The sequence below is a fragment of the Paenibacillus sp. EB106-04-04-XG159 genome, assembly GCF_058791835.1.
On sequence record NZ_JBYTDY010000005.1, the window covers coordinates 105897 to 126610 of the forward strand.

19 protein-coding genes are annotated in these 20714 nt (G+C 51.3%); 7 read left to right on the plus strand and 12 right to left on the minus strand.

Features of this window, described 5'->3' with window-relative positions; translation table 11 throughout:
* Positions 1 to 539 precede the first annotated feature (539 nt).
* Positions 540 to 1949 (plus strand): hypothetical protein, encoded by a 1410-nt coding sequence (locus AC3WTP_RS07950; protein ID WP_492394061.1) that lies wholly within the window; start codon positions 540 to 542, stop codon positions 1947 to 1949.
* A gap of 68 nt (positions 1950 to 2017) precedes the next feature.
* On the opposite strand, the gene AC3WTP_RS07955 is transcribed toward AC3WTP_RS07950, so the two are convergent.
* Entirely contained in the window at positions 2018 to 3682 is a 1665-nt protein-coding gene (locus AC3WTP_RS07955; protein WP_492394062.1) for an FAD-binding protein, read from the minus strand.
* Positions 3683 to 3868: 186 nt separating this feature from the next.
* On the opposite strand from AC3WTP_RS07955, the gene AC3WTP_RS07960 reads away from it, so the two are divergent.
* Entirely contained in the window at positions 3869 to 4765 is an 897-nt protein-coding gene (locus tag AC3WTP_RS07960) for a Gfo/Idh/MocA family protein (RefSeq protein WP_492394063.1), read from the plus strand.
* A gap of 57 nt (positions 4766 to 4822) precedes the next feature.
* On the opposite strand, the gene AC3WTP_RS07965 is transcribed toward AC3WTP_RS07960, so the two are convergent.
* Positions 4823 to 5575, minus strand: coding sequence for an IclR family transcriptional regulator (locus AC3WTP_RS07965; RefSeq protein WP_492394064.1), 753 nt, complete (start codon positions 5573 to 5575; stop codon positions 4823 to 4825).
* Between the two features lie 347 nt (positions 5576 to 5922).
* Here AC3WTP_RS07965 and AC3WTP_RS07970 point away from each other — a divergent pair, with 347 nt between their 5' ends.
* From AC3WTP_RS07970 to AC3WTP_RS07980, 3 genes are all read left to right on the plus strand, one after another.
* The gene (locus AC3WTP_RS07970; RefSeq protein ID WP_492394065.1) at positions 5923 to 6927 is read left to right on the plus strand and encodes an alpha/beta hydrolase; all 1005 of its coding nucleotides are present in this window, start codon (positions 5923 to 5925) and stop codon (positions 6925 to 6927) included.
* 202 nt (positions 6928 to 7129) lie between these two features.
* The gene (locus AC3WTP_RS07975; protein ID WP_492394066.1) at positions 7130 to 8431 is read left to right on the plus strand and encodes a Fe-Mn family superoxide dismutase; all 1302 of its coding nucleotides are present in this window, start codon (positions 7130 to 7132) and stop codon (positions 8429 to 8431) included.
* Positions 8432 to 8617: 186 nt separating this feature from the next.
* Positions 8618 to 8977 carry a cupin domain-containing protein gene (locus AC3WTP_RS07980; RefSeq protein WP_492394067.1) on the plus strand — a complete coding sequence of 120 codons (360 nt, stop codon included), beginning with the start codon at positions 8618 to 8620 and terminating at the stop codon, positions 8975 to 8977.
* A 311-nt stretch (positions 8978 to 9288) separates the two neighbouring features.
* Here the strand turns inward: AC3WTP_RS07980 and AC3WTP_RS07985 are convergent, their stop codons facing one another.
* The 7 genes from AC3WTP_RS07985 to AC3WTP_RS08015 all read right to left on the minus strand — a co-directional run bounded on the left by AC3WTP_RS07985 (position 9289) and on the right by AC3WTP_RS08015 (position 15494).
* The gene (locus AC3WTP_RS07985) at positions 9289 to 10350 is read right to left on the minus strand and encodes a DUF7309 domain-containing protein (protein ID WP_492394068.1); all 1062 of its coding nucleotides are present in this window, start codon (positions 10348 to 10350) and stop codon (positions 9289 to 9291) included.
* Between the two features lie 618 nt (positions 10351 to 10968).
* The gene (gene folE, locus AC3WTP_RS07990; protein ID WP_492394069.1) at positions 10969 to 11562 is read right to left on the minus strand and encodes a GTP cyclohydrolase I FolE; all 594 of its coding nucleotides are present in this window, start codon (positions 11560 to 11562) and stop codon (positions 10969 to 10971) included.
* Between the two features lie 55 nt (positions 11563 to 11617).
* Positions 11618 to 11863, minus strand: a complete 246-nt coding sequence (locus tag AC3WTP_RS07995; protein WP_492394190.1) for a YneF family protein — start codon at positions 11861 to 11863, stop codon at positions 11618 to 11620.
* 127 nt (positions 11864 to 11990) lie between these two features.
* Positions 11991 to 13805 (minus strand): tRNA epoxyqueuosine(34) reductase QueG, encoded by a 1815-nt coding sequence (gene queG, locus AC3WTP_RS08000; protein ID WP_492394070.1) that lies wholly within the window; start codon positions 13803 to 13805, stop codon positions 11991 to 11993.
* A gap of 39 nt (positions 13806 to 13844) precedes the next feature.
* Positions 13845 to 14282 carry a ribonuclease HI gene (rnhA, locus tag AC3WTP_RS08005; RefSeq protein ID WP_492394071.1) on the minus strand — a complete coding sequence of 146 codons (438 nt, stop codon included), beginning with the start codon at positions 14280 to 14282 and terminating at the stop codon, positions 13845 to 13847.
* A gap of 49 nt (positions 14283 to 14331) precedes the next feature.
* A complete protein-coding gene (locus AC3WTP_RS08010; protein WP_492394072.1) occupies positions 14332 to 14919 on the minus strand; it encodes a DUF402 domain-containing protein in 588 nt (195 codons plus the stop codon).
* A gap of 140 nt (positions 14920 to 15059) precedes the next feature.
* On the minus strand, positions 15060 to 15494 hold the full coding sequence (locus AC3WTP_RS08015) for a GNAT family N-acetyltransferase (protein WP_492394073.1): 435 nt from the start codon (positions 15492 to 15494) through the stop codon (positions 15060 to 15062).
* Between the two features lie 467 nt (positions 15495 to 15961).
* Between AC3WTP_RS08015 and AC3WTP_RS08020 the strand changes: the two genes are divergently transcribed.
* Entirely contained in the window at positions 15962 to 16576 is a 615-nt protein-coding gene (locus AC3WTP_RS08020; RefSeq protein WP_492394074.1) for a superoxide dismutase, read from the plus strand.
* A 76-nt stretch (positions 16577 to 16652) separates the two neighbouring features.
* On the opposite strand, the gene AC3WTP_RS08025 is transcribed toward AC3WTP_RS08020, so the two are convergent.
* Both AC3WTP_RS08025 and AC3WTP_RS08030 read right to left on the minus strand, forming a co-directional pair.
* Positions 16653 to 17894, minus strand: coding sequence for an MFS transporter (locus AC3WTP_RS08025; protein WP_492394075.1), 1242 nt, complete (start codon positions 17892 to 17894; stop codon positions 16653 to 16655).
* A 109-nt stretch (positions 17895 to 18003) separates the two neighbouring features.
* Positions 18004 to 18573, minus strand: coding sequence for a TetR/AcrR family transcriptional regulator (locus AC3WTP_RS08030; protein WP_492394076.1), 570 nt, complete (start codon positions 18571 to 18573; stop codon positions 18004 to 18006).
* A gap of 220 nt (positions 18574 to 18793) precedes the next feature.
* On the opposite strand from AC3WTP_RS08030, the gene AC3WTP_RS08035 reads away from it, so the two are divergent.
* The gene (locus tag AC3WTP_RS08035) at positions 18794 to 19843 is read left to right on the plus strand and encodes a formylglycine-generating enzyme family protein (RefSeq protein ID WP_492394077.1); all 1050 of its coding nucleotides are present in this window, start codon (positions 18794 to 18796) and stop codon (positions 19841 to 19843) included.
* 70 nt (positions 19844 to 19913) lie between these two features.
* Here AC3WTP_RS08035 and AC3WTP_RS08040 read toward each other — a convergent pair whose 3' ends face one another.
* Positions 19914 to 20702 carry a DUF4184 family protein gene (locus AC3WTP_RS08040; protein WP_492394078.1) on the minus strand — a complete coding sequence of 263 codons (789 nt, stop codon included), beginning with the start codon at positions 20700 to 20702 and terminating at the stop codon, positions 19914 to 19916.
* Between the last annotated feature and the right edge of the window lie 12 nt (positions 20703 to 20714).

The following is a 20714-nucleotide window of genomic DNA, read 5'->3' on the forward strand; positions in this document are numbered from 1 at the left end:
CGCTCCTGAGTTAGCGGGATATTAGCCGAATGACGGCTGAAGGGCTCTTCCTGCATGTAATCGACCAATATCCCATCTGGTCAGTAAACTCGCTCCTGAGTTAGCGGGATATTAGCCGAATGACGGCTGAAGGGCTCTTCCTGCATGTAATCGACCAATATCCCATCTACTCAGTAAGTCTGCTCCTGAGCGTGTGGGATATTAGTCAAATGACGGCGGGAGCTCCCTTCCTGCTTGCATTCGACCATTATCCCTTCTAATCAGTAATCCCGCTCCTGAGTTAGCGGGATATTAGCCGAATGTTTAAAAAGGTGTGATGTGATGATTATAGGACGAATAGTTTAAAGTAGTTTTTACCCGTTACAGCGCGGAAACTTGCTCGTGAGCTCCAGTTAACGGGGTAAAAACCTCTTTCGTAGGCGTAGCAGCGAGCGGTGAAGTACCTGCCACGGAACATGCGGACGAGTCACTTCCCAACAAATAGGCACCTGCATAGGATAGAGCACCAATACGTTAGGCTCCTTGAAGGAGGTGCATCTATGGGAATCGAGTTAACCGCGATACACGGCATTTATGTGCTGTTTATCGCCATCATCATCGGATGCCTGCTGTTTCGGAAGGATACGACGCTCGTCTGTATCGTAGGCATACTGGCCATTGGATGGCTCGCCAGCTCTTCTCTGACTACTGCTGTAAGCGGTGTCTTTAATACCTTCATCTATGCCATCCGCGAACTGCTGGGCACGATACTCATCATTTCTATTATTGTCGGAATGGGGCGTGTACTGCTCGCTTCTGGAATTAATGAAGCGCTGGTGTCGCCTTTTACCCGACTCATGCGCGGACCGACAATGGCTTATTGGACAGTCGGCATCGTCATGTTCGTCATCTCGCTCTTCTTCTGGCCATCGCCCGCTGTTGCACTGATCGGTGCGGTGCTGCTGCCGGCAGCTATCCGCGTCGGCCTGCCCGCGCTCGCCGTCGCGATGGCGATGAACTTGTTCGGACACGGCATCGCTCTGTCCGGCGACTTTATCATTCAGGGTGCGCCCAAGTTGACCGCTGACGCGGCTGGCGTACCTGTTCAGAGTGTTATTAACGCCAGCATCCCGCTCGTCATCGTCATGGGCGTCGTCACTACAGTGGCGGCCTTCTGGTTCATACGCCGCGACATGAAGTCCGGCAAGCTCAACATGAACAGCGGCACCACCGAGGTAGACAACAAGAGCAGCTTCGATGTCGAGCGTCAACCGCTCTCGACTAAGATGAAGCGCATTATGGCAGCCATTATCGTGCTGCTCTTCGCACTCGACGTATTCCTGCTGTCGCACTATAACTTGCAGGGCGGCGATGCAACTGCGCTGGTTGGCGGTACAGCAGCGCTTATCTTGCTCGTCGTCAGCTTGCTCACCCATAAGGGCAAAGGCATGGAGAAGACGACAACCTATCTCGTCGACGGCTTCCTATTCGGCTTTAGAGTGTTCGGCCCCGTCATTCCGATCGCCGCCTTCTTCTATCTTGGCGATGCCGCCCTGTTCGATCTGTTCGGCAAAGTGCTGCCGGAAGCTTCGCACGGTATCGTCAACGACCTTGGCGTTGCGCTTGCGAATACAATGCCGATCCATCCTACCATCGGCGCCGCAACGATGACTGCAGTCGGAGCCGTTACAGGACTTGATGGCTCCGGCTTCTCAGGCATCTCGCTCGCCGGCTCGGTCGCCTCCGTGTTCGGAGCAGCAATTGGCGACGGCACTGAAACATTGACCGCTCTCGGACAGATTGCCGCAATCTGGGTTGGCGGCGGCACATTGATCCCGTGGGCGCTCATACCTGCCGCAGCCATCAGCGGAGTCAGCCCATTCGAGCTTGCGCGCCGCAACCTCTTGCCTGTGGTGATCGGCTTAGTCGTGACTACTATTGTCGCCATGATTATTCTGATGTTAACCTAATGCATACACACCAAACAGCCCGCTTGAGACATCATTCCATATCTCAAGCGGGCTGCTGCATTATACAATTAAGCCTGTTCTGCCATGTAGGTTGCCGCCACATAGCCGAAAGTCATAGATGGACCAATCGTCGCGCCAGGTCCTGGGTACGTTTCACCCATGACGGAAGCCGAACAGTTGCCGGTTGCAAACAAGCCTTCAATTACCTCGCCGCTGTCCCTCACTACACGAGCAAGCTCATCTGTAAGCAATCCGCCCTTCGTGCCGATATCCCCTGGAACGACTGGAACTGCGTAGAATGGTCCATTTTCCAATGCCAGCAGGTTCGGATTCTCCAGTGTTGGATCCCCATAGTAGCGGTCATAAGCGCTGTCCCCGCGATGAAAATCCTCATCAACGCCATTCTTGGCAAAGCTATTAAAGCGTTCAAATGCAGCCGTCAATTTGTCAGCCGGAACGCCCATTTGTGTCGCCAGCTCGGCAGGCGTAGCTGCTTTCTTGATAAATCCGCTGTCCAACCATTTCTGAGGAAATGGCTGACCTGGGAACAAGCCCAAGAAGATATAACGCTTCTTCGCAAGCTCATCCAGAATGATCCAGCAGGTCGAGGTCTTCGCATCAGGTCTATCCTTCGCATACATTGTATCCACAAACTCGTGATATGGCACACATTCGTTAACAAACCGTTCACCCGCTCCATTAACGGCCATCATATTCGGAATCCCTCGGTCTGCGACAAGGAAGAATGGCTTGCCTCCTGGAGGCACAACAGACGGAGCTCCCCATACGCGATCCATCAGGTCAAGTTTGGCGCCGAGACGCACGGATGCGTCAATGACATCGCCGATTTGAGCTTCCGCCGAAGATGTCCATTCCACTTTAGATGGTGCTGGCAAATATTTATCACGCATCTGCTGATTATGAGAGAAGCCGCCAGCAGCCAGAATAACGCCACGCTTTGCTTCGATACGAACCTGCTTGCCATTGCGTTCTGCAGTAATCCCGATGACACGGTCATTGTCGGTTATATAATCCACAAAGGAAGTGTTCAACCACATATCGCCTTTCGCTTCCAGATGAGCCATGCGCAGACGCGCGATCAATGCCGAACCAAGCGTTGCATACTTGGCGCCTGTTATCTTGCTCCCGATCAAGCGTACTCCAAGTTTAATCGAAGTACGTTTGCCAATCCAAGTGCGCGTAATCATATTGACCTTATGAAATTCAGACGTATTCATGACCAGCCCCTTCGTAGGAAGGCCATTCTCCCGCATGTTCGGAAGATCGTCGCCCAGCTTGCGCAGATCAACCATTAACGGCTCAATGGAGCGACCGTTAGGATTGCCGCCCGCATTTTCAGGATAATAATCCGAATAAGCTGGAGTATATCTGAATCGCACATGGGTCGTATTTTCATACAGAAAACGGAGCATTTCCCCACCGCGCTTTATATAGGCTTCTTTGCGCGCATCAGACACGCGGTCACCTACTGTCGAGTTCATATAGGCCATAGCCTTATCATATGTATCTCCTAAGCCCGCTTGTTCCAGATATAAATTGTTCGGTATCCATAACGCGCCGCCAGATAGCGCACTTGAGCCTCCATACTTGCTTGTCTTCTCAATCACCAACGACTTCAAGCCTTTCAAATGAGCTGTTAGAGCCGCAGTAAGTCCGCCGGAACCAGATCCCACAACAACGACATCGAAACTTGCATCCCACTTGTTACTCATTAACTTTTCCTCCTAAAAAAATGATGAGGTAAGCTTAATAGGCTGCCTTTCTTGATGTACTCAAAATGTTTTGAAATTATTCAGAATTTGTGAAGCTTTGTGCTTGAATATTCGATACAGTTATGATGTAAGGGAAAATGTGGTTATTGATAGGTTCAATACGATTGCGAAAAGGGGTATACTTCCATGAAAATAGGAATTGTAGGTCTAGATACTTCTCACTCTGTGGCCTTTACCGAGCTGTTAAACAATCCTGAGAATCCAAACCATATACCGGGCGGGCAGATTGTTATCGCTTCTCCTGGTATTTCGAGCACTATTCCTGTGAGTTCGGCTAGAGCAGAAGGCTATATGCGTACTTTGCAGGACAACTACGGCATCCCAGTCACGGAGAGCTTAGAGCAGGTTGCACATGAATCTGACGCCATACTGTTAACCTCTGCTGACGGTGAACTGCATGAAGCGCAGCTGCAGAAGCTGGCTCCATACGGCAAGCCCATCTATATCGATAAACCATTCGCTCTCTCTGTCGAGACGGCAGCACGCATGATACATACTGCTAACCAATATCATATCCCGCTCATGAGCAGCTCAGCTCTTCGATATACCGATGTGTTGGTTGAAGCCCTTAACAGCTCCACTGATCCGATCGACGCTGTTGATGTGTACGGACCGATTCCTTCAATGGACGGTGTTCCCGGCTGGTTCTGGTACGGCATTCACTCAGTCGAGCTGATGCATGCGGTAATGGGCGCTGGATGCAGCACCGTGCAAGCAACATCTACGCCAGATGGAGCACATGTGCTGATTCGCTGGGAAGATGGACGCTGCGCATCTATTCGCGGCTTGCTGAACGGCAGTTCATTTGGCGCTGTAATCCATCGCCACATGGCTGCACAGCAGGTCGACATCTCGAATATGCGCAAGCCATTCTATGCAAGCTTATTGGAACAGGTCGTCACCATGTTCCAGACTGGGCAATCACCGCTACCTGTCTCGCATACGCTTGAAGTGATTGGCTGCTTGGAAGCTATTCATGAGAGCCTGCGCACAGGTCAACCGGCCGCCATCGTCAAGCCATAACAGCAAAGGGCATTTCCCCGGAAGTCTTCGACCGAGGAAATGCCCTTTATTATTCAACTATGTAACTGTGCGCATCATCGTTTCCATCCGCTTGGCGGCTTCTTGCATATGCGGAATATATTCACGCATCTTGTCCACCGACATGCGGCTAACCGGGCCTGATACGGACAGCGCTGCCGTCAGCGCATGCGTTCGTCCAAAGATCGGAACCGAAACCGCTGCGGCTCCCGGTTCACGCTCTTCTATACTAACAGCATACCCGAGTCGGCGTACTTCGTTAAGCTGCTCCATATAGCTGTCTCGGTCGATGGATGACGGCCATTCACCGGCAGACAGCACTGCCTTCTGCTTCTCCTCATCCGCATACGCCAACAGCACCTTGCTGGAGGCGCCTACATACAAAGGCAATCTCGCCCCGACCGGCGCGACTCGACGGATCGCCTGGTTGCTCTGCACCGCCTGAATCCGAATACGATCATTTCCATTCATCACATACAAGCTGACTGTTTCACTAAGCTGATCGCGCAGACGCTCCATCTCTGGCATCAGAAGCTGTGATGGATCATCCACCTGTGTGAGATTAGCAGCGAGCTCCCACACGCTGTAGCCGAGCCGGAACTTATCGCCGTTCCGCAATATAAATCCGCGTTCTTCCAGTGTCGCAAGCAGCCGATGCACGGTGCTCTTATTCAGACCGATGCGCGCGGCAATCTCCGTTAAAGTCATATCCCGTTCAACGGCAAAGCACTGCAATATGTCAAGCGCTCGTTCGACCGCTCGAACTGTCTGTTTCCCTTCACGTTCCGCCACTGCGTCTCCCTCTTTCGTTTCACACTATGAAACTTCGTTACATACAGTATAACCCTAAAATACTTTCGCCGCAATTCATAGATTCAGATCAAGTAGAGACAACCTGCTCTAAAATGAAGCGTTCGTTCTTCCCATCGACAGACTTTACATGGATGTTTCAATATTACGAATGGATTACATTCAGCTAACAAATCCCGCACTGTTATTGCATTGTAAGCGCTATCCGAATAGGATGGAGATAAGCGTTACACATGCCAAGCAGGTAACCTGCCCGCAGCAGATGTCGAATGATGAGGATACTCTCGCCATGCGCCGTAAGTGTACGATTCAAGTAGGAGGCGATTGAGATGAACGCACCATCAACAACACCTGTACTGCAGCCTGCCTTTCCGGTACCTTCAACTGCCTTAGACAGAAGAATCAAGCTGAAGCATATTGGAATCGCACTCTCTCTATCCGTCGTATTCGGCGCAGTGCTTATTTTCTTAATTCTTCATGCTTTCATCGCCTGGATGTTAGCCAATCCGCAGGTACCGCCGTTGTTCTCGAATCCAATGACAGCCAAGGGAATGGCGTATGATACAGTATCTTTCCCTGCTGCAGATGGACATACGCTTGTAGATGGCTGGTATATCCCTGCTAATGAAGCTTCATCCAGCACCATTGTGTTCAGTCATGGCTATGGCGCAAATCGCGAAGAGTACTGGGTTCCGATGTATGACCTCGCCAGCTTCGCGCATCGACTTGGATATAATGTCATCATGTTTGACTACGGCTTCGCGTCAGAAGCGCATCACACGAAAGCAACTGGCGGGTATCTAGAGAAGCAGCAGCTTCTAGGCGCAGTGGATCTGGCCAAGGAACGCGGCGCAGAGGAGATCATCGTGTGGGGATTCTCCATGGGAGCAGGAACCGCTTTGCAGGCAGGACTCATCAGTGAGGATATCGACAGCATGATTCTTGACAGTACCTTTCTGCTAGAGCCCGATACACTGTATCATAATCTGCAGACTTATATCGATCTGCCGAAGCAGCCGTCACTCAGCATCATTCGGATGATGATGCCGCTCCTGAACGATACGAGCATGACGCAGATCCCTTACGATGAAGTAAAGTCGCATCAATACACAATTCCAACCTTATTCATACATGGCACGCAAGACGATAAAGCACCATTTACCATTGCGGAGCAGATCGCGGCTAATCAGGATCCAAGTTACTCCTCTTCTTGGATCGTTCCCGACTCTCAGCATGAAATGATATACCGTACGCACAGCAAGGAATATCTGCGTAAGGTGTCTTCTTTTCTAAGCGGGGCTGACGAACAATCAGCCCAACTCATTGCACAGTAAGCAAATAGCGCCAATGCATGGTTCGCCATGTATTGGCGCTATTTGTATTGACGGGTTGCAGGATCTTCCATTTTCACGGGAGATATCTGATCAAAGCTTGCTGGTCCTCAGAATAATATGACATCTGAACATAGGTCAACCCCGCCTTGTCATACATTGATAAAGATATGATCGTGTCAGAGATAAGTGAGGAGGGATCGGAGTGCTGCTCGTATACGGGATGCTTATACCCGTTCGTTTACTAGAGGAGATTCAGCAGTGGAAAAATCAAGAGAAAGAGCATGCCGCCATCATCCGTCAGATTGTGCCTAATCTTGAACCAACGTATTCTCAGGTGCTGACAGAGTGGGAGCACGTCTTCGCCAAGACTGAGGAAACTTCGCGGCAGTGGCTGCATTCCATATTAAACAATGGCGGAAGAACCGACGAGGCGAATCTGCAGCAAATCGAGTTGCTGCTGAAAGCTTCCAACTATCAATCGGAGCAATTTATTCAGCAAATGGAGTATCTGAAGCAGTATAGTCAGGCGGTGCGAGGCTCGTCGCTAGCCTCAACCATGATCGCGCACATCGTACGCGAATCTTATGTGTTCTTGAGCATGGTACAGGGGCTTGCCGATAAGCCGCTGGCTACGGTGAGCGCCTTGGCTGGACCTGCGGAGGCGGGCGCTGAGCCATGGCACGATACGGCGTCAACGTCGGGGGCCTGGGCTTCAGACGGTCCGCAGCAGAGCGAGCCGATGGCGCATATTCACGGCATCAGCGGGGGCGGAGGCGGGGGCGATACCAGCATCGCAGCGCGCATCGGCAGCGGCTGGCAGACCGGCAGCGGCGTTCAGGTACGCAGCAGCGAAAACGACACACGGCCGGATAACGGCGCGGTGCCGATCGGCGGCCACACGCTGCCTCCGCTGCCGTACGCTTATAACGCGCTGGAGCCGCACATCGACGCCGAAACGATGCGCATACACCACGACAAGCACCATCAGAGCTATGTCGATGGCCTGAACAAGGCCGAGTTGGCACTTGCCGAAGCGCGCCGAACCGGCAACTTCGACCGCGTGAAGGCGCTCGAGCGCGATCTCGCGTTCAACGGTGCAGGGCATTATTTGCACACGATATTTTGGGATATTATGAGTCCGCGAGGCGGAGGCAAGCCTACAGGTGAGCTGCTGAAGCAGATTGAGAGCGACTTTGGGAGCTATGATGCGTTTAAGCAGCATTTCTCTAAGGCGGCTGAAAATGTGGAGGGCGGGGGCTGGTCCATCCTCGTGTGGAGCCCGCGCAGCCACCGTTTGGAGATTCTGCAGGCTGAGAAGCATCAGAATCTGTCACAATGGGATGTGATTCCGCTCCTGCCGCTTGATGTATGGGAGCATGCTTACTATTTGAAGCATCAGAACAAGCGCGCGGACTACATCAAGGACTGGTGGAACGTCGTAAACTGGCCAGCCGTCAACGACCGCTATATGAAGGCGCGAGAATTGAAATGGAAGCCATATTGAGCGAGAAGGAGAATCAGGCTTACTCTAAGGCAGTTCTGCTGCTATGGGGTAAGCCTCTTTCAATTAAATGCTGAATGCTTCCCAGCCTAGAATAGAACGGATTGAAGGTTAACCTGTCCTTCGATCGTAGTCTAAGCTATAATAGCATTTCATTTACACATTCTGGATATAGGGCGGTGTGTGAGCATGAAGTTATATCGATTCGATGAAGATGCAGGTAAGTCGATCACTGCTTATAACAGCAGCAATCTAGTCATGTCCAAGATTCTGCTCAATGAGGAGGGCACTCTTATCCACCATGTTGGCTGCATGCATATCGGCGCGGGTGGTACTGTTGGCAGGCATCCCGCTAGCACGGATCAGTTATTTCTAGTCGTGAGCGGAGAAGGCTGGGTTCAAGCGATGGATAATCCCCCGGAACATATTGCGTCAGGCTATGCGGCGTTCTGGGAACAAGGAGAGTGGCATGAATCCGGCTCAGAGAGCGGCATGACGGTTATCGTCATCGAGGGAAATGGGATAAGGACAAATATGCCAGAAGTCTAGCTCGCTGTAACGGACACAGAGGACCTTATTATATGGGTTTAGGGACTGTTGATGGATTTGGCGGACTCAGATGACCTTATTTGTGTCTAGACTAGAAATAATCCACTCTTTTTCGGCAAATAAGAGCCATGCGGTCCGCGGATACGGCGAATATACGGTTTTATGTGCAAATAAGGGCTCCTGTGTCCGCTTCGGATGCTCCCGAAACTGCTTGAGAAACGTATCGTGTTCGTCTCCTATTTTCGCAAAAATAAAAGAGGAGCTTGTCCCGTAAGTAGAAATAACTACTTAGGTGACAGCTCCTCCTGCTATTATTTTTGCTGCTTAGTAAAATATTCGAACAGGTCGTCGCGTGCTTCCTCCAGGTACACTAGCTTAGGCTCGCGTTCAATCCGAATCTTCATGCGCTGAGCTGTCTTCTCGAACAGGTCAAGCGTTTCGTTAGTCCGAATGATCAGCTTCTGCGGACGAACGCCCTTCTCATCAATTAGCTGCAGGAAGTGATTCAGGAACTCTTGCTCATAATTCTCGTCATATGCCAAATGGAAACCAACTGCCGAACGAGTTAGTCGATCGACCCAGATGCAAATGCGAGGATAATATGGACGCTCTTGCTCCCCCTTAATCGCGACAGGAGCGAAGAAGAACTCGGTTTCCCAGATTCCTTTCTTCGTCGTGATGCGGTTCATGACATCGTTCAAGCGAGCTTGATCTTCCAACATCACCTTATTTGGGCGCTTGAGCACAAAGTCTGGGTCCATCCAGCGATCTTCCCATTCGCCATTCTCTTCCGAACGCACCAACACTTGACCTGACTTAGGCGCTGTAAGCAGCGTTTCGTCTTTCTTAGCGCGCTTTGCCATGTCCATCGTCTGTTCCAGCACAGTCGTCATGAAACGAACCATCTCCGCATCAAGTGTCCATGGAACAAGGCCTGGATCAAATACACGGAACATCGGCCACGCCTTGCGTCCGCGGAAACGGCAGCCGAGCTCTTTGATCTCCGCATAATCGCGCTTCTCCAAGTCTGTACGATCTTCATAGGTTACCATAACGCAGCTTTGACGATGCAGCCATGCGTAGCGCTCGTCGCGTTCCAGCAGCATGTCGTGCAGGCTTTCCAGGCCCTCGCCGCCGCGGAATACAGCCAAGCCGAACAATTCCTCGTTCGAGCCCATAATGCTGCAGTAGCCGACTTCGCCATTTTCCGGATTGCGTACACCGAAGATTTGGCCGTCGGACAACCAAGTCCAACAAGCCAGCTTCTTATATGCGCTCGCCGCTTCATACAATTTGAGCAGTTCTTGCTGCTCTGCCGTCAATACAACTTCTTGCTCCGCAGTCGTTTCCGACCGCTCCTTCGTCGTCGTCATGAGAGTTTTATTTCCTCCTTGAGTACATGCAGTACATACAGCACATGCTGTACAAGCTGTACATGCAGTACATGCTGTACAAGCTGTACATGCAGTACATCCCGAATAGTTTAGTGTCATCACCATTAAGGCTGATTTTCAAGCTCAAACAGGCGCAATCGCGCCAAATGCTGCATCATTAAGATTGCAAATCGGCCTTATTGCTTGTGTTCTTGTAAGTATACAGTAGATAAAGAGCCTCTATTTCCAAGAAGGCTGCTCTAACTAACTGCATATCATACAGCTAGCTGCCGCCCACTCCGACCCTTAGCCAAGCTAACTGCATTTCCTACAGTTAAATTACTGCAATCTGCGCATCCCAAGCCATTTCCAGCAATATAAATGTACCTTTTACAGTTAAATAAGCACATTGCACCGATGTTTGCATAATTAACTGCACTTTATACAGTTAAGCAGAGGCGGAGGCAGACGCAGCAGCGGGACAGAAACGGAGCAGAGACGGGCACGACCTCAGCACATCTACAGCCAAGACCCTCCCGCACTCGCGGCATAAGACATAAAAACCCGTTCCTATCCCCGGAACGGGTTTCCATTTCATGAACATCGTAAACCCTATGTCTACTGCTTCAACAGCGCCATGAATTCCGCTCGTTGTGCCGGGTCCGCCTTGAATACGCCTCGGGCTGCGGTCGTAACCGTCTTACTGCCTGGCTTCTTCACACCGCGTGCGCACATGCACAAATGCTCTCCCTCCACCACGACGATCACGCCATGGGGCTTGAGCACTTCTTCCATTATATCTGCAATTTGGGAGGTAATGCGCTCCTGCACCTGCAGACGACGCGTTACCGCTTCTACCAAGCGGGCAAACTTGCTAAGACCCGCAATCTTACCGCTTGGAATGTAGCCGATGTGCACCTTGCCGAAGAACGGCGCCATATGGTGCTCGCACTGGCTATAATACGTGATATCCTTAACGATGACAAGCTCCTCATGCTGCTCATCAAACGCAACACCCAACACATCACGAGGATCTACTGAGTATCCTCCAAATATCTCTTCATACATCCGCGTTACTCGCGCAGGCGTCTCGAGCAATCCTTCTCGCCCGACATCTTCCCCGATCAGCTTCAGCAGTTCCTTTACATGGAACTCAATCTGCTCCCGGTTCTCTCCTACGTTCATATTGACGTAATCCTTCACGCCAGCCATGATTGCCCCCCTTTCGCCACCTTCCGCTTCGTGACGCAGCGCTTGCTGCTAAGCGCTACTTGCGTTTCTTGCCGCTGTTCGTCGCGTTATTCATCGCGCCGCTGTTCTTCTTCATCATCTGCTGCGCCTGCTGCATCTGCTTGCCGTTCAGATTATAACCCATCTGCTTCGCCATCTTCTGCAGCATCTGAGGATCAGTTTGCATCTTCTCCATCTGCTTCTTCAAGTAGAAGACACCGCCGGCAAATCCGCCGGCCGCTCCCAAAATCAGACATACGATTCCCGTGATCCATATCCACATCTGCATAAAGGTCACCCCAACTATTATCAATTATAGTCTACAATCTACCGTCATTTATGATAGCATGTCCGTTGATGCTTGACAATTACAGGTCTATCCTGATCTTGGCAAACCATCTATACTGCAGCTACTCTATAACACCTTCCACACGCAATAACTGCTCCTTAATGCTTAATCCACCGCCGTATCCGACAAGTGCCCCGGAGGCACCGATCACGCGGTGACAAGGAACAATGATCGGCAGCGGGTTGCGATTGTTCGCGCCCCCGACCGCTCGGACTGCCGAAGGTTGGCCGATGGCTTCGGCCACCGCCTTGTACGAGCAAGTCGCGCCGTAAGGTATGGCGCAGAGCGCCTGCCATACCTTACGCTGGAAGTCCGTGCCGCGCAGATCGAGCGGCAAGTCGAACTCCCGCAGCTCGCCTGCAAAGTAGGCGGCGAGCTGTTCTTTCGCGGCGCGCAGCCGCTCCGGATGCCGCTGCAGCGTGACCGGCCCGATTCGCTTGGCAGCCCAGGCCCCAATGGCCTGGACGCGCTCCTCGAGCGGGCCAAACTCGATCGCGCACAGCCCGTCGGGCGTCGCGCACAAGGTCAGCGGTCCAAGCGGTGAATCCACCTCTTGGACGTAGAGCGGCTCCGGCAGCGCCTCCGCCTCCGCTAGCGCCTGCTGCGCAGCGCGCAGCACCGCTTCATCTTGCTCGCGCTCTAGCGCAGCGCTGAGCGCCTCAAGTGCCCCAGCGCCGCCCGTGCGGCCCAGCGCCCACGCCGCCGTCGCGCGCAGCTCCGCGCGCGGGTCGCTCCGCAGCAGCTCGCCCAGCGCCGGCACCGCGCTGCGGTCGCGGAAGTTGCCGAGCGCCACGACCGCGTTGCGCTGAATCGGCTTCTTGCCGCGCCATGCGGCGGCGCTCATCCCGAACCGCTCCTTGAACTCGCGGTTCGACAGCGACAGCATCGGAACGAGCAGCGGCTTCGCCGTCTCGGGTTCCGGCTGCAATTCCTGCTGGTGCGTCCAGTTGTAGCCCTTATTCTTCGGGCATACCACCTGACATGTGTCGCACCCGTACAAACGATTGCCCATCTTGCGCATCATCTCATCCGTCAGCATATCCTTGAGCTGAGTCTGAAATGACACGCACCGCTGGGCGTTCAGCTGTCCCGGCCCGACAATCGCGCCGGTCGGGCACGCGTCGATGCAGCGCGTGCATTCCCCGCAATCCTCCGTCAACGGATGATCCGGAGGAAACGGGATGTTCGTGATCATCTCGCCTAAGTAGATCCATGATCCGAACTTAGGCGAGATGATCGCGCAATTCTTCGCGCTGAAGCCGATGCCAGCCCGCTCGGCTACAGCGCGGTCGCTCAGCTCGCCGGTATCCACCATGGCGAGCGTCTTCAGCGACTCGGACGGGACCTGCTCACGCAGGAACGTCTCGAGCCGCTGCAGGCGGTCGCGCAGCACGTGGTGGTAATCCATCCCCCACGCGGTGCGCGCAAACATGCCCCGATACGCGCCAGGCTCCGACTTCGGGGCATCAAGCAGCTTCGATGGATAAGCTACCGCGATCGAAATGATCGACTGCGCTTCCGGCATGAGCCGGCGCGGATCCGTCCGCTTGTCCAGATCAGGCTCCTCGAAGCCCGATGCATACCCCTTTTCGACGGAGTGCTGAAGGCGCTCCTTCAGCAAGTTGAACGGTTCTGCCGTCGTGAAGCCGATCTGGTCGATACCCAGCTCCGGCAGCGCCGCCTGTATACGCGCCTTCAGCTCCGCCCAGCGCGCGGCGCCCTGAACTCCCTGAGTCACATCCACTTCATTTAGCTCACCCGAATCTTCCAGTCCACTAGAATCACATGACTCACTCGAGTCACTCAACCCCTTCATTTCCTTCAGAGCATCCACCACCGCTTGCGGCACCCAGGCCTTCTCATCGGCACTCGTCATTCCCGTTCACCTCCTCTTTGCATAATCATCCTGTTGCGGTCACGACAGTTGCTTAATCGCCATCCGAGCTAAATAGTCGCAATGGTTATTCAATTCATTATCGCTGTGCCCTTTGACCTTAACGTATTCAACCTTGTGCTTTTGCATCAGCTGCCATAGCCCCTGCCACAGCTCCTTATTCTCAACAGGCTGTCCCTTGCTGTTGATCCAGCCCTTCTTCAGCCAGCCATAGATCCAGCCTTGCTGAAAACAATTCACCACATACGCCGAATCGCTGTATACTTTGACCGTGCATGGTTCATTCAGTGCCTTTAAGGCTTCGATAACCGCTTGAATCTCCATGCGGTTATTCGTGGTATGGCGTTCCCCTCCAGACATTTCCTTGCGATATTGCCCATACAACAGAACAGCGCCCCAGCCACCGGGACCTGGGTTCCCGGAGCAGGCGCCATCCGTGTAAATCATCACTTGCTTCACAAGACTACCTCCACTGCTCAATTGAGGACCGCATCAACCGCATTTCCGCTCAATCCTTATGCATTCTTGAGCACAATTCATCCTGCTCAGCTGTCGTCATCCATTGTTTCCAATTCTCGTAGTACCAAGACACCGCTTCATCATGAAAAGGTGTCTGCCCATGCCTGATACGGGATAACACAGATTCCAAGCCGGCTGCTACCTTTCGTTCGACGATATCTGGATAGTGATATAACAGCCGATTCTGATCGTATTCCTCCCGATCCACTACGGCTACTTGTCCGTTCGCATGGCGGATAACATCAAGATCATAGTCAATGTAAGTAAACACTCCCTCGCTCTCATGAGGAGGAGACGCGATATTGCAATAATACCGAATACCGCCTTCTTCAATCAGCGCGACTACATTAAACCACTGATGCGGAATAAAGAACGTTACCGCAGGCACCTTGCTCATCCATCGTTTGCCGTCTGATTCCAGTATCGGGGTTCGACTATTAATCAGCACATGCATTTCCTCAATGCTGTGCAGAGGATGATGCTCAGATTCCGGCACTAACCAATTCTCCATCCACATACGGTGAAGATGACCGTCATGCTTGAAGCTTTTTACGAGTACTTGATCATAACGTTCCATCCGATTTCCTCATTTATAAATGACATGGTGGTTAAGTTTATAGTAATAGAAAAGCATATCTTCTCCCCGAATGCAACGGTTTGAAAGATATGCCTCCCTTAGCAAGAATATGAAGCTTCTTGCTTCATATTAAATTCACTTTATCCTGTAACGATGCGAAGCTTCTGCAGTGAACGCAATACGTGTTGCGCCCCGTATCCCAATTGTTCGAACCACGGCAATATAACTTCCGCATGCTCATCCGCGGCAATCATAATGTTCTTCACATTGCGCTGTTGAAACTTCTGTTCCAGCTTGGCAACCAATGCTCGGCCTACACCTTGATTGCGATAATCTGGATGAACCGCCAAGCGATAATAGTAACCATTGTCGCGGTCTACAGTTCCGATTACAATACCAACGATTGTCGTACTGAAGCCTTCCTCAGCTTCAGCTAAAACGACTAATTCACCGTCTAACGACAACTGCCGTGCCAACGCTTCAAGCGTCTTTCCACAGCATTCTTCAGATAGCGCTGCCTCCAACAACTCTGTAGCAGGCATATAATCCGACAATCTAAAGGAACGTAAATTCATAGCTGATTCTCCCTCACCCTAAGCTATAATTGGTTCGAAACTTATCTCTTTCTACGTTTCATGCATGCTTCATCATATTCTCTCTATTTTTATCCTTTACAAATACGACAAATATCACGAAAATCCTTCTTTCTTGCTTAAAATTCTGAAGAAATCGCTAATAAACGTCCAAATCCTCTTGCAAGCGCTTTATCGTAAGCGTTTACAATTACCTCTAATGGATGATTACCAATATTATGGACATGAGACTAATCATTATCATTTTAGAATACAACTATCATTGCGGCACTCGAAGCTGAGCTCACATATCCAAATATTCAAGTTTATCCTTGTCATTTTTCGGGTAATACAATAGAAGTGACGCTTGATTGCTATGCGCTCAGACTTTTTAAACATTTTTGTTGATTTATTCGTTAGATTGGGGTTTAATGAAGAAAGAAGATACATATTTTTAGGAGGTATGAACCTTGGCACATCAACTACCAGCACTCCCATATGCTAATAACGCATTGGAGCCACACATTGACGAAACGACTATGATGATCCACCACGATCGTCACCATAACACGTATGTAACAAACTTGAACGCAGCATTGGAGTCCGCTCCTGAACTGCAATCCAAGTCCTTGGAAGATCTGATTGCTAATCTGGACAGCGTGCCTGAGAGCATCCGCACAGCAGTTCGCAACAACGGCGGCGGCCATGCCAACCACTCTCTGTTCTGGGAAGTTATCGGACCTAACGGCGGCGGCGCTCCATCCGGCGCATTGGCTGCAGCTATCGACAGCGAGCTTGGCGGCTTTGACAGCTTCAAGGAAGCTTTCGCTAAAGCAGCAACAACTCGTTTCGGCAGCGGCTGGGCATTCTTGGCTGTAGATTCCGAAGGCAAACTGTCCGTATACAGCCTGCCTAACCAAGACTCCCCTATCATGGAAGGCAAGACACCTATCCTGGGTCTTGACGTATGGGAGCATGCGTACTACTTGAAATATCAAAACAAACGCCCTGACTACATCGGAGCATTCTGGAATGTTGTAAACTGGGCTGAAGTTGAGAAGCGCTACGCAGCAGCAGTAAACTAATAATAGCCTAACGGCTGACGAAAGAGGCTGTCCCTTAAGCATTATGCTTAAGAGGCAGCCTCTTCTTTGTGTCTTATTAAGCTCTATTATGACCATTTCCAGCCGTATCTGGTGCAGCAATGCTTTTGAAAACGGTAGGCATTCGCTTCAATACGAACAATCCGCCAAGCGTGCAGGAGAGCAGCACAATGCTCGTTCCTGTGAGGGCTCCTGAAACAGATAGCGTATCGGTGAGAATTCCGCCTAGCAGCGGTCCTATCATCATCCCGATGGCGTGAACCATATTGAAGAGCGCATAGGCTACTCCATAGCCTCCGCCAGCTTCTTGATCAACGATTGCTCCCAGTGTAGGCAACGTCGGCGACAGGGTGAAGCCAATGCTCGCTCCTACTAAGCAGGCAGCAACAAATGCCATCGGTATGCTCCCAACCAAGGTAAGCATCGGCATCATAATGGCGATTCCCCCCAAGCCGAACAGCATGATGTAATACGGATTAAAGCGTGTTGCCAGTGTACCTGCTACTGGAGATATTAAGCCATAAGCAAGCGTTACGGCTCCAAACAGCAGACCGAGCGTTATCGGCGACATCTGAAATCTTTCCGTCATATAGTTCGGCAGCATCGGCTCCATCATCGTTAATGACGTCTCCGCGAGCAGGATGACCAATGCGGTATACAGAACCGGGCGATATCGCAGCAGCGATAAGGTGCTTCCGCCTTCGTTGTTCTCAGCTGCCGCGCGAGCGGGTTCACGCAGGAACAGCAACGTGAGAATTAAGATCACCGCTGTAATAGCAGCAGCGAACCAGAACGGTGTATGATGGTTGCCGATCTCGAACAACCATCCTCCTATGGGCGCACCAAGCAAAGAACCTGATGAGATTCCCGTCATCGCGATCCCCATCACAGTTCCTCGAAGCGGTCCTGGAAACAGGTCCGCCAGCAGTGCGAGAGCGGCAGTCCAGGATGCCGCCGCCGCAATCCCCTGCAGCAGTCGCGCGATCACAAGTGTTATTGTATTCGTAGAGAATACAAAGAACAACGTCGCACCCACCATGAATAAGAGCCCGAGCACGATCGTCTTACGTCGTCCAATCTTATCTGTAACGCGTCCGAATATTGGCGTTGTCAGAAACAGACCTGCCGCATAGCTGCCGAATAAGATGCCAACCATAGTAGAAGACATCTGATAAGTATCGGTAAAGTACGGCACGACCGGGATAAACAGACTGTACAGCAGCATATCCACAAATAAAATACTAATAACAAGTACTAACCCAGTTATCTGAGTTCGTGTCAGTTGACGCATGATAGACATAAAGATTCCACTCCTAAAACTAAATTGTTTTTTCTAGTTTTCACACAAGAAGCCCTAAGACTTCTTGGCTGTAAATAAATGAGTCTCTAGAACACCTTAAAGGTGCTGACTATGATTCATGATCCGCGCGCGGCACTAGACCGAACAGAATCACATCCGCAATGGAATTTACCGCATCTTGCAAGGAGATGTTTTGCTTAGCAAAGAACCGTTGATCCAATGTTGAATTCAAGGCATCCGTAATGAGTTTGACGAGGAAGGCACTATTCCGCTTCTGAATTAATCCCTGCTCCATTCCTTGCTCGAGCAGTTCCCGAAGCGCATCCCAGTCATCCTTCAATAGTCCGTCAAGCCTCGACCACTGATCAGGAAAGACTCGTTTCATTTGCTCCAATATGCGATGGTCTACCAGTTCAACGTAATCCGGCATCACCGTAATGATCGCCTTAATCTTATCCAGTATGGATAGAGAACTATCCTCTATAATCTGCTTCGATCGCAGATTCGATTCCTGCAGCGCATGATCGATAATCGTATCCAATACCTCGGCCTTTGATGAAAAATGCTCATATAGAGTTCGTTTGCTAATCCCCAAACGCCGAGCAAGATCATCCATTGTGAACTTCATACCCTTTTCAACTATTTCCTCAGTAAAAGCTTTCATGATTCGTTCACGCATATGTTAAGGTCTCACCTCCGCTTTATCGCGATTAAAAAAACTATATAATCAATTTTAGTTTTATTGGTTTTGTATTCGTATTATAATTTATGCTCCCCCTAATAGCAAGCCATTCACTAAAATTTGCACGAAATAATACCTTTATGTACGATATACTGTTGATATTATTCTCCATCCTGGTGAACCAATTCATTCCATATTGAACTAGAAGGAGGCTGTTATGTCTAAAGATCTTATATCAGGGGACTCATGCTTACCTGCAAATGCTGATAGAAAGGTACCTGCTTGCTGTGGGGCAAAACGTGCAGCCTTAGATGAGGGAAATGCTTCAGCTACAGCTACAGTATCGGCAGCCGCGGCGGAGTTAACTGGATCGGATATTCATTCTTTAAATGCAGAACAATTGCAACTACAGATAGATGCCTGGCCTATCATTCAAGGCGGCGATTACCTGTTGGGCACAGATGACGGCGAAGGCTTCGCGGCTGATGCTGAAGGACCGGCTCGTATCGTCACGATCAAGCCATTTCGCATATCGCCTTATGCTGTCACGAATGCAGATTATGCCGCATTTACGGCCGACACCGGTTATGTTACCGAAGCGGAGCGATTCGGCTGGTCATTCGTATTTCAACTGCTGATCGAACAGCCGAAGCAAGTGAGCATCGTGGGCTCTCCTGCGCAAACACCATGGTGGTATGGCGTTGAAGGCGCTGATTGGCATCATCCTGGCGGACCTTACAGCACCATCGAGGATCGAATGAATCATCCAGTTGTTCATGTATCATGGAACGATGCGATGGCCTATTGCCAGTGGGCTGGCGTTCGGTTGCCTACGGAAGTGGAATGGGAAGCGGCTGCGCGCGGTGGATTGAAGCGAAGAAGATATCCTTGGGGTGATGCGCTTCGACCAGATGGTCAGCATCGCTGCAACATATGGCAGGGCTTATTCCCTTCCAAAAATCATGCTAGCGACGGTTATCTCGGGACTGCGCCAGTTGATGCGTATCTCCCTAACGGATACGGATTGTATAATGTATCAGGCAATGTCTGGGAATGGTGCGCTGACTGGTTTACTTCGAATGCTGACGAGCGTGGTTCGACTTCGCGACCGCAGGGGCCTGCAAGCGGCAATGCTCGCGTGATGAAAGGCGGCTCATACTTATGCCATCAATCGTATTGCAATCGATATCGGGTAGCGGCTCGCAGCAGCAATACGCCTGACAGCTCTACTGGCAATATCGGCTTCCGCGTGGCGGCGGATGTCTAACTACGCGCGGTGATGATGCGCCAGTGTTGATGTGGAGTACGGAACATCTTCCGTAGCCCACATCACCCGCTCAACGCTCGTATAGCCCGCTCCGATTCAAGAGCGATGCAGCGGTTATGCCTATAGCTAAACCAGATATAGGCGCCACAACAGCTGCGCCGATCCAATTGCCGCTGGTTGACAGCAGCAGCTTCAGCGCCAGCGTCACACACATGATCGCACACGCGATCCCCCAGTATAACAGCTTGCCACGAACTGACGGACGAATGTATGCGACTCGAGTTGTACCAGCACCCTTGTTGGGTGCCGCGACTCGATCACTTCGGCTCAGGAAGTACAGCAGCACGAACAGCTCCAGCAGCATTCCCAGCAGGGACAACCCGTGCTGCAGCAGCTTGTAGACAGGTATTCCACCAGCGACAGTTGCCTTTAACCACGGCAGTTGGGCAACCATTGCGCCTGAAACATGCGTAAAGGCGTCTAACCCTATATGCGAGTAGAAACCAACGATGACTGAGCCAATAAAGACAGCCCAGTCCTTAAACGACCGCAAACCCCATCTTGGACCGCTAGCGAGCATATATGCTCGTTGATCCAGATCCCACCATGTGGGAAGGTGCCGCGATAACGCAAGCTTTACTACATGATGAAACCAATAGGCCAGCAGAATACTTAACGGTATCGCTTCGAAGAATAGCCCTGCTGCTGAATGTCCGATCCATTGATGGGGCTCTAGCGCGATAAAGTATTCTAAATCCGGCGCCATAGCGCCGAGCACAAGCCCCGTCATGCTCACATAGGCAGGCTTAAGTGCTTTAAGTGGAGCAATATAGATCGGATGGGCAAATGTAAAGGGCATCTCACAGCCTCC

Coding starts and splice junctions, on each gene's coding strand:
- AC3WTP_RS07980 (WP_492394067.1), top strand. CDS start 8,618: ATGAAGTTATATCGATTCGATGAAGATGCAGGTAAGTCGATCACTGCT.
- AC3WTP_RS07955 (WP_492394062.1), bottom strand. CDS start 3,682: ATGAGTAACAAGTGGGATGCAAGTTTCGATGTCGTTGTTGTGGGATCT.
- AC3WTP_RS08010 (WP_492394072.1), bottom strand. CDS start 14,919: ATGGAACGTTATGATCAAGTACTCGTAAAAAGCTTCAAGCATGACGGT.
- AC3WTP_RS07960 (WP_492394063.1), top strand. CDS start 3,869: ATGAAAATAGGAATTGTAGGTCTAGATACTTCTCACTCTGTGGCCTTT.
- AC3WTP_RS08040 (WP_492394078.1), bottom strand. CDS start 20,702: ATGCCCTTTACATTTGCCCATCCGATCTATATTGCTCCACTTAAAGCA.
- AC3WTP_RS07970 (WP_492394065.1), top strand. CDS start 5,923: ATGAACGCACCATCAACAACACCTGTACTGCAGCCTGCCTTTCCGGTA.
- folE (WP_492394069.1), bottom strand. CDS start 11,562: ATGGCTGGCGTGAAGGATTACGTCAATATGAACGTAGGAGAGAACCGG.
- AC3WTP_RS07995 (WP_492394190.1), bottom strand. CDS start 11,863: ATGTGGATATGGATCACGGGAATCGTATGTCTGATTTTGGGAGCGGCC.
- AC3WTP_RS08035 (WP_492394077.1), top strand. CDS start 18,794: ATGTCTAAAGATCTTATATCAGGGGACTCATGCTTACCTGCAAATGCT.
- AC3WTP_RS08015 (WP_492394073.1), bottom strand. CDS start 15,494: ATGAATTTACGTTCCTTTAGATTGTCGGATTATATGCCTGCTACAGAG.
- AC3WTP_RS08025 (WP_492394075.1), bottom strand. CDS start 17,894: ATGTCTATCATGCGTCAACTGACACGAACTCAGATAACTGGGTTAGTA.
- AC3WTP_RS07950 (WP_492394061.1), top strand. CDS start 540: ATGGGAATCGAGTTAACCGCGATACACGGCATTTATGTGCTGTTTATC.
- AC3WTP_RS07985 (WP_492394068.1), bottom strand. CDS start 10,350: ATGACGACGACGAAGGAGCGGTCGGAAACGACTGCGGAGCAAGAAGTT.
- AC3WTP_RS08030 (WP_492394076.1), bottom strand. CDS start 18,573: ATGCGTGAACGAATCATGAAAGCTTTTACTGAGGAAATAGTTGAAAAG.
- queG (WP_492394070.1), bottom strand. CDS start 13,805: ATGACGAGTGCCGATGAGAAGGCCTGGGTGCCGCAAGCGGTGGTGGAT.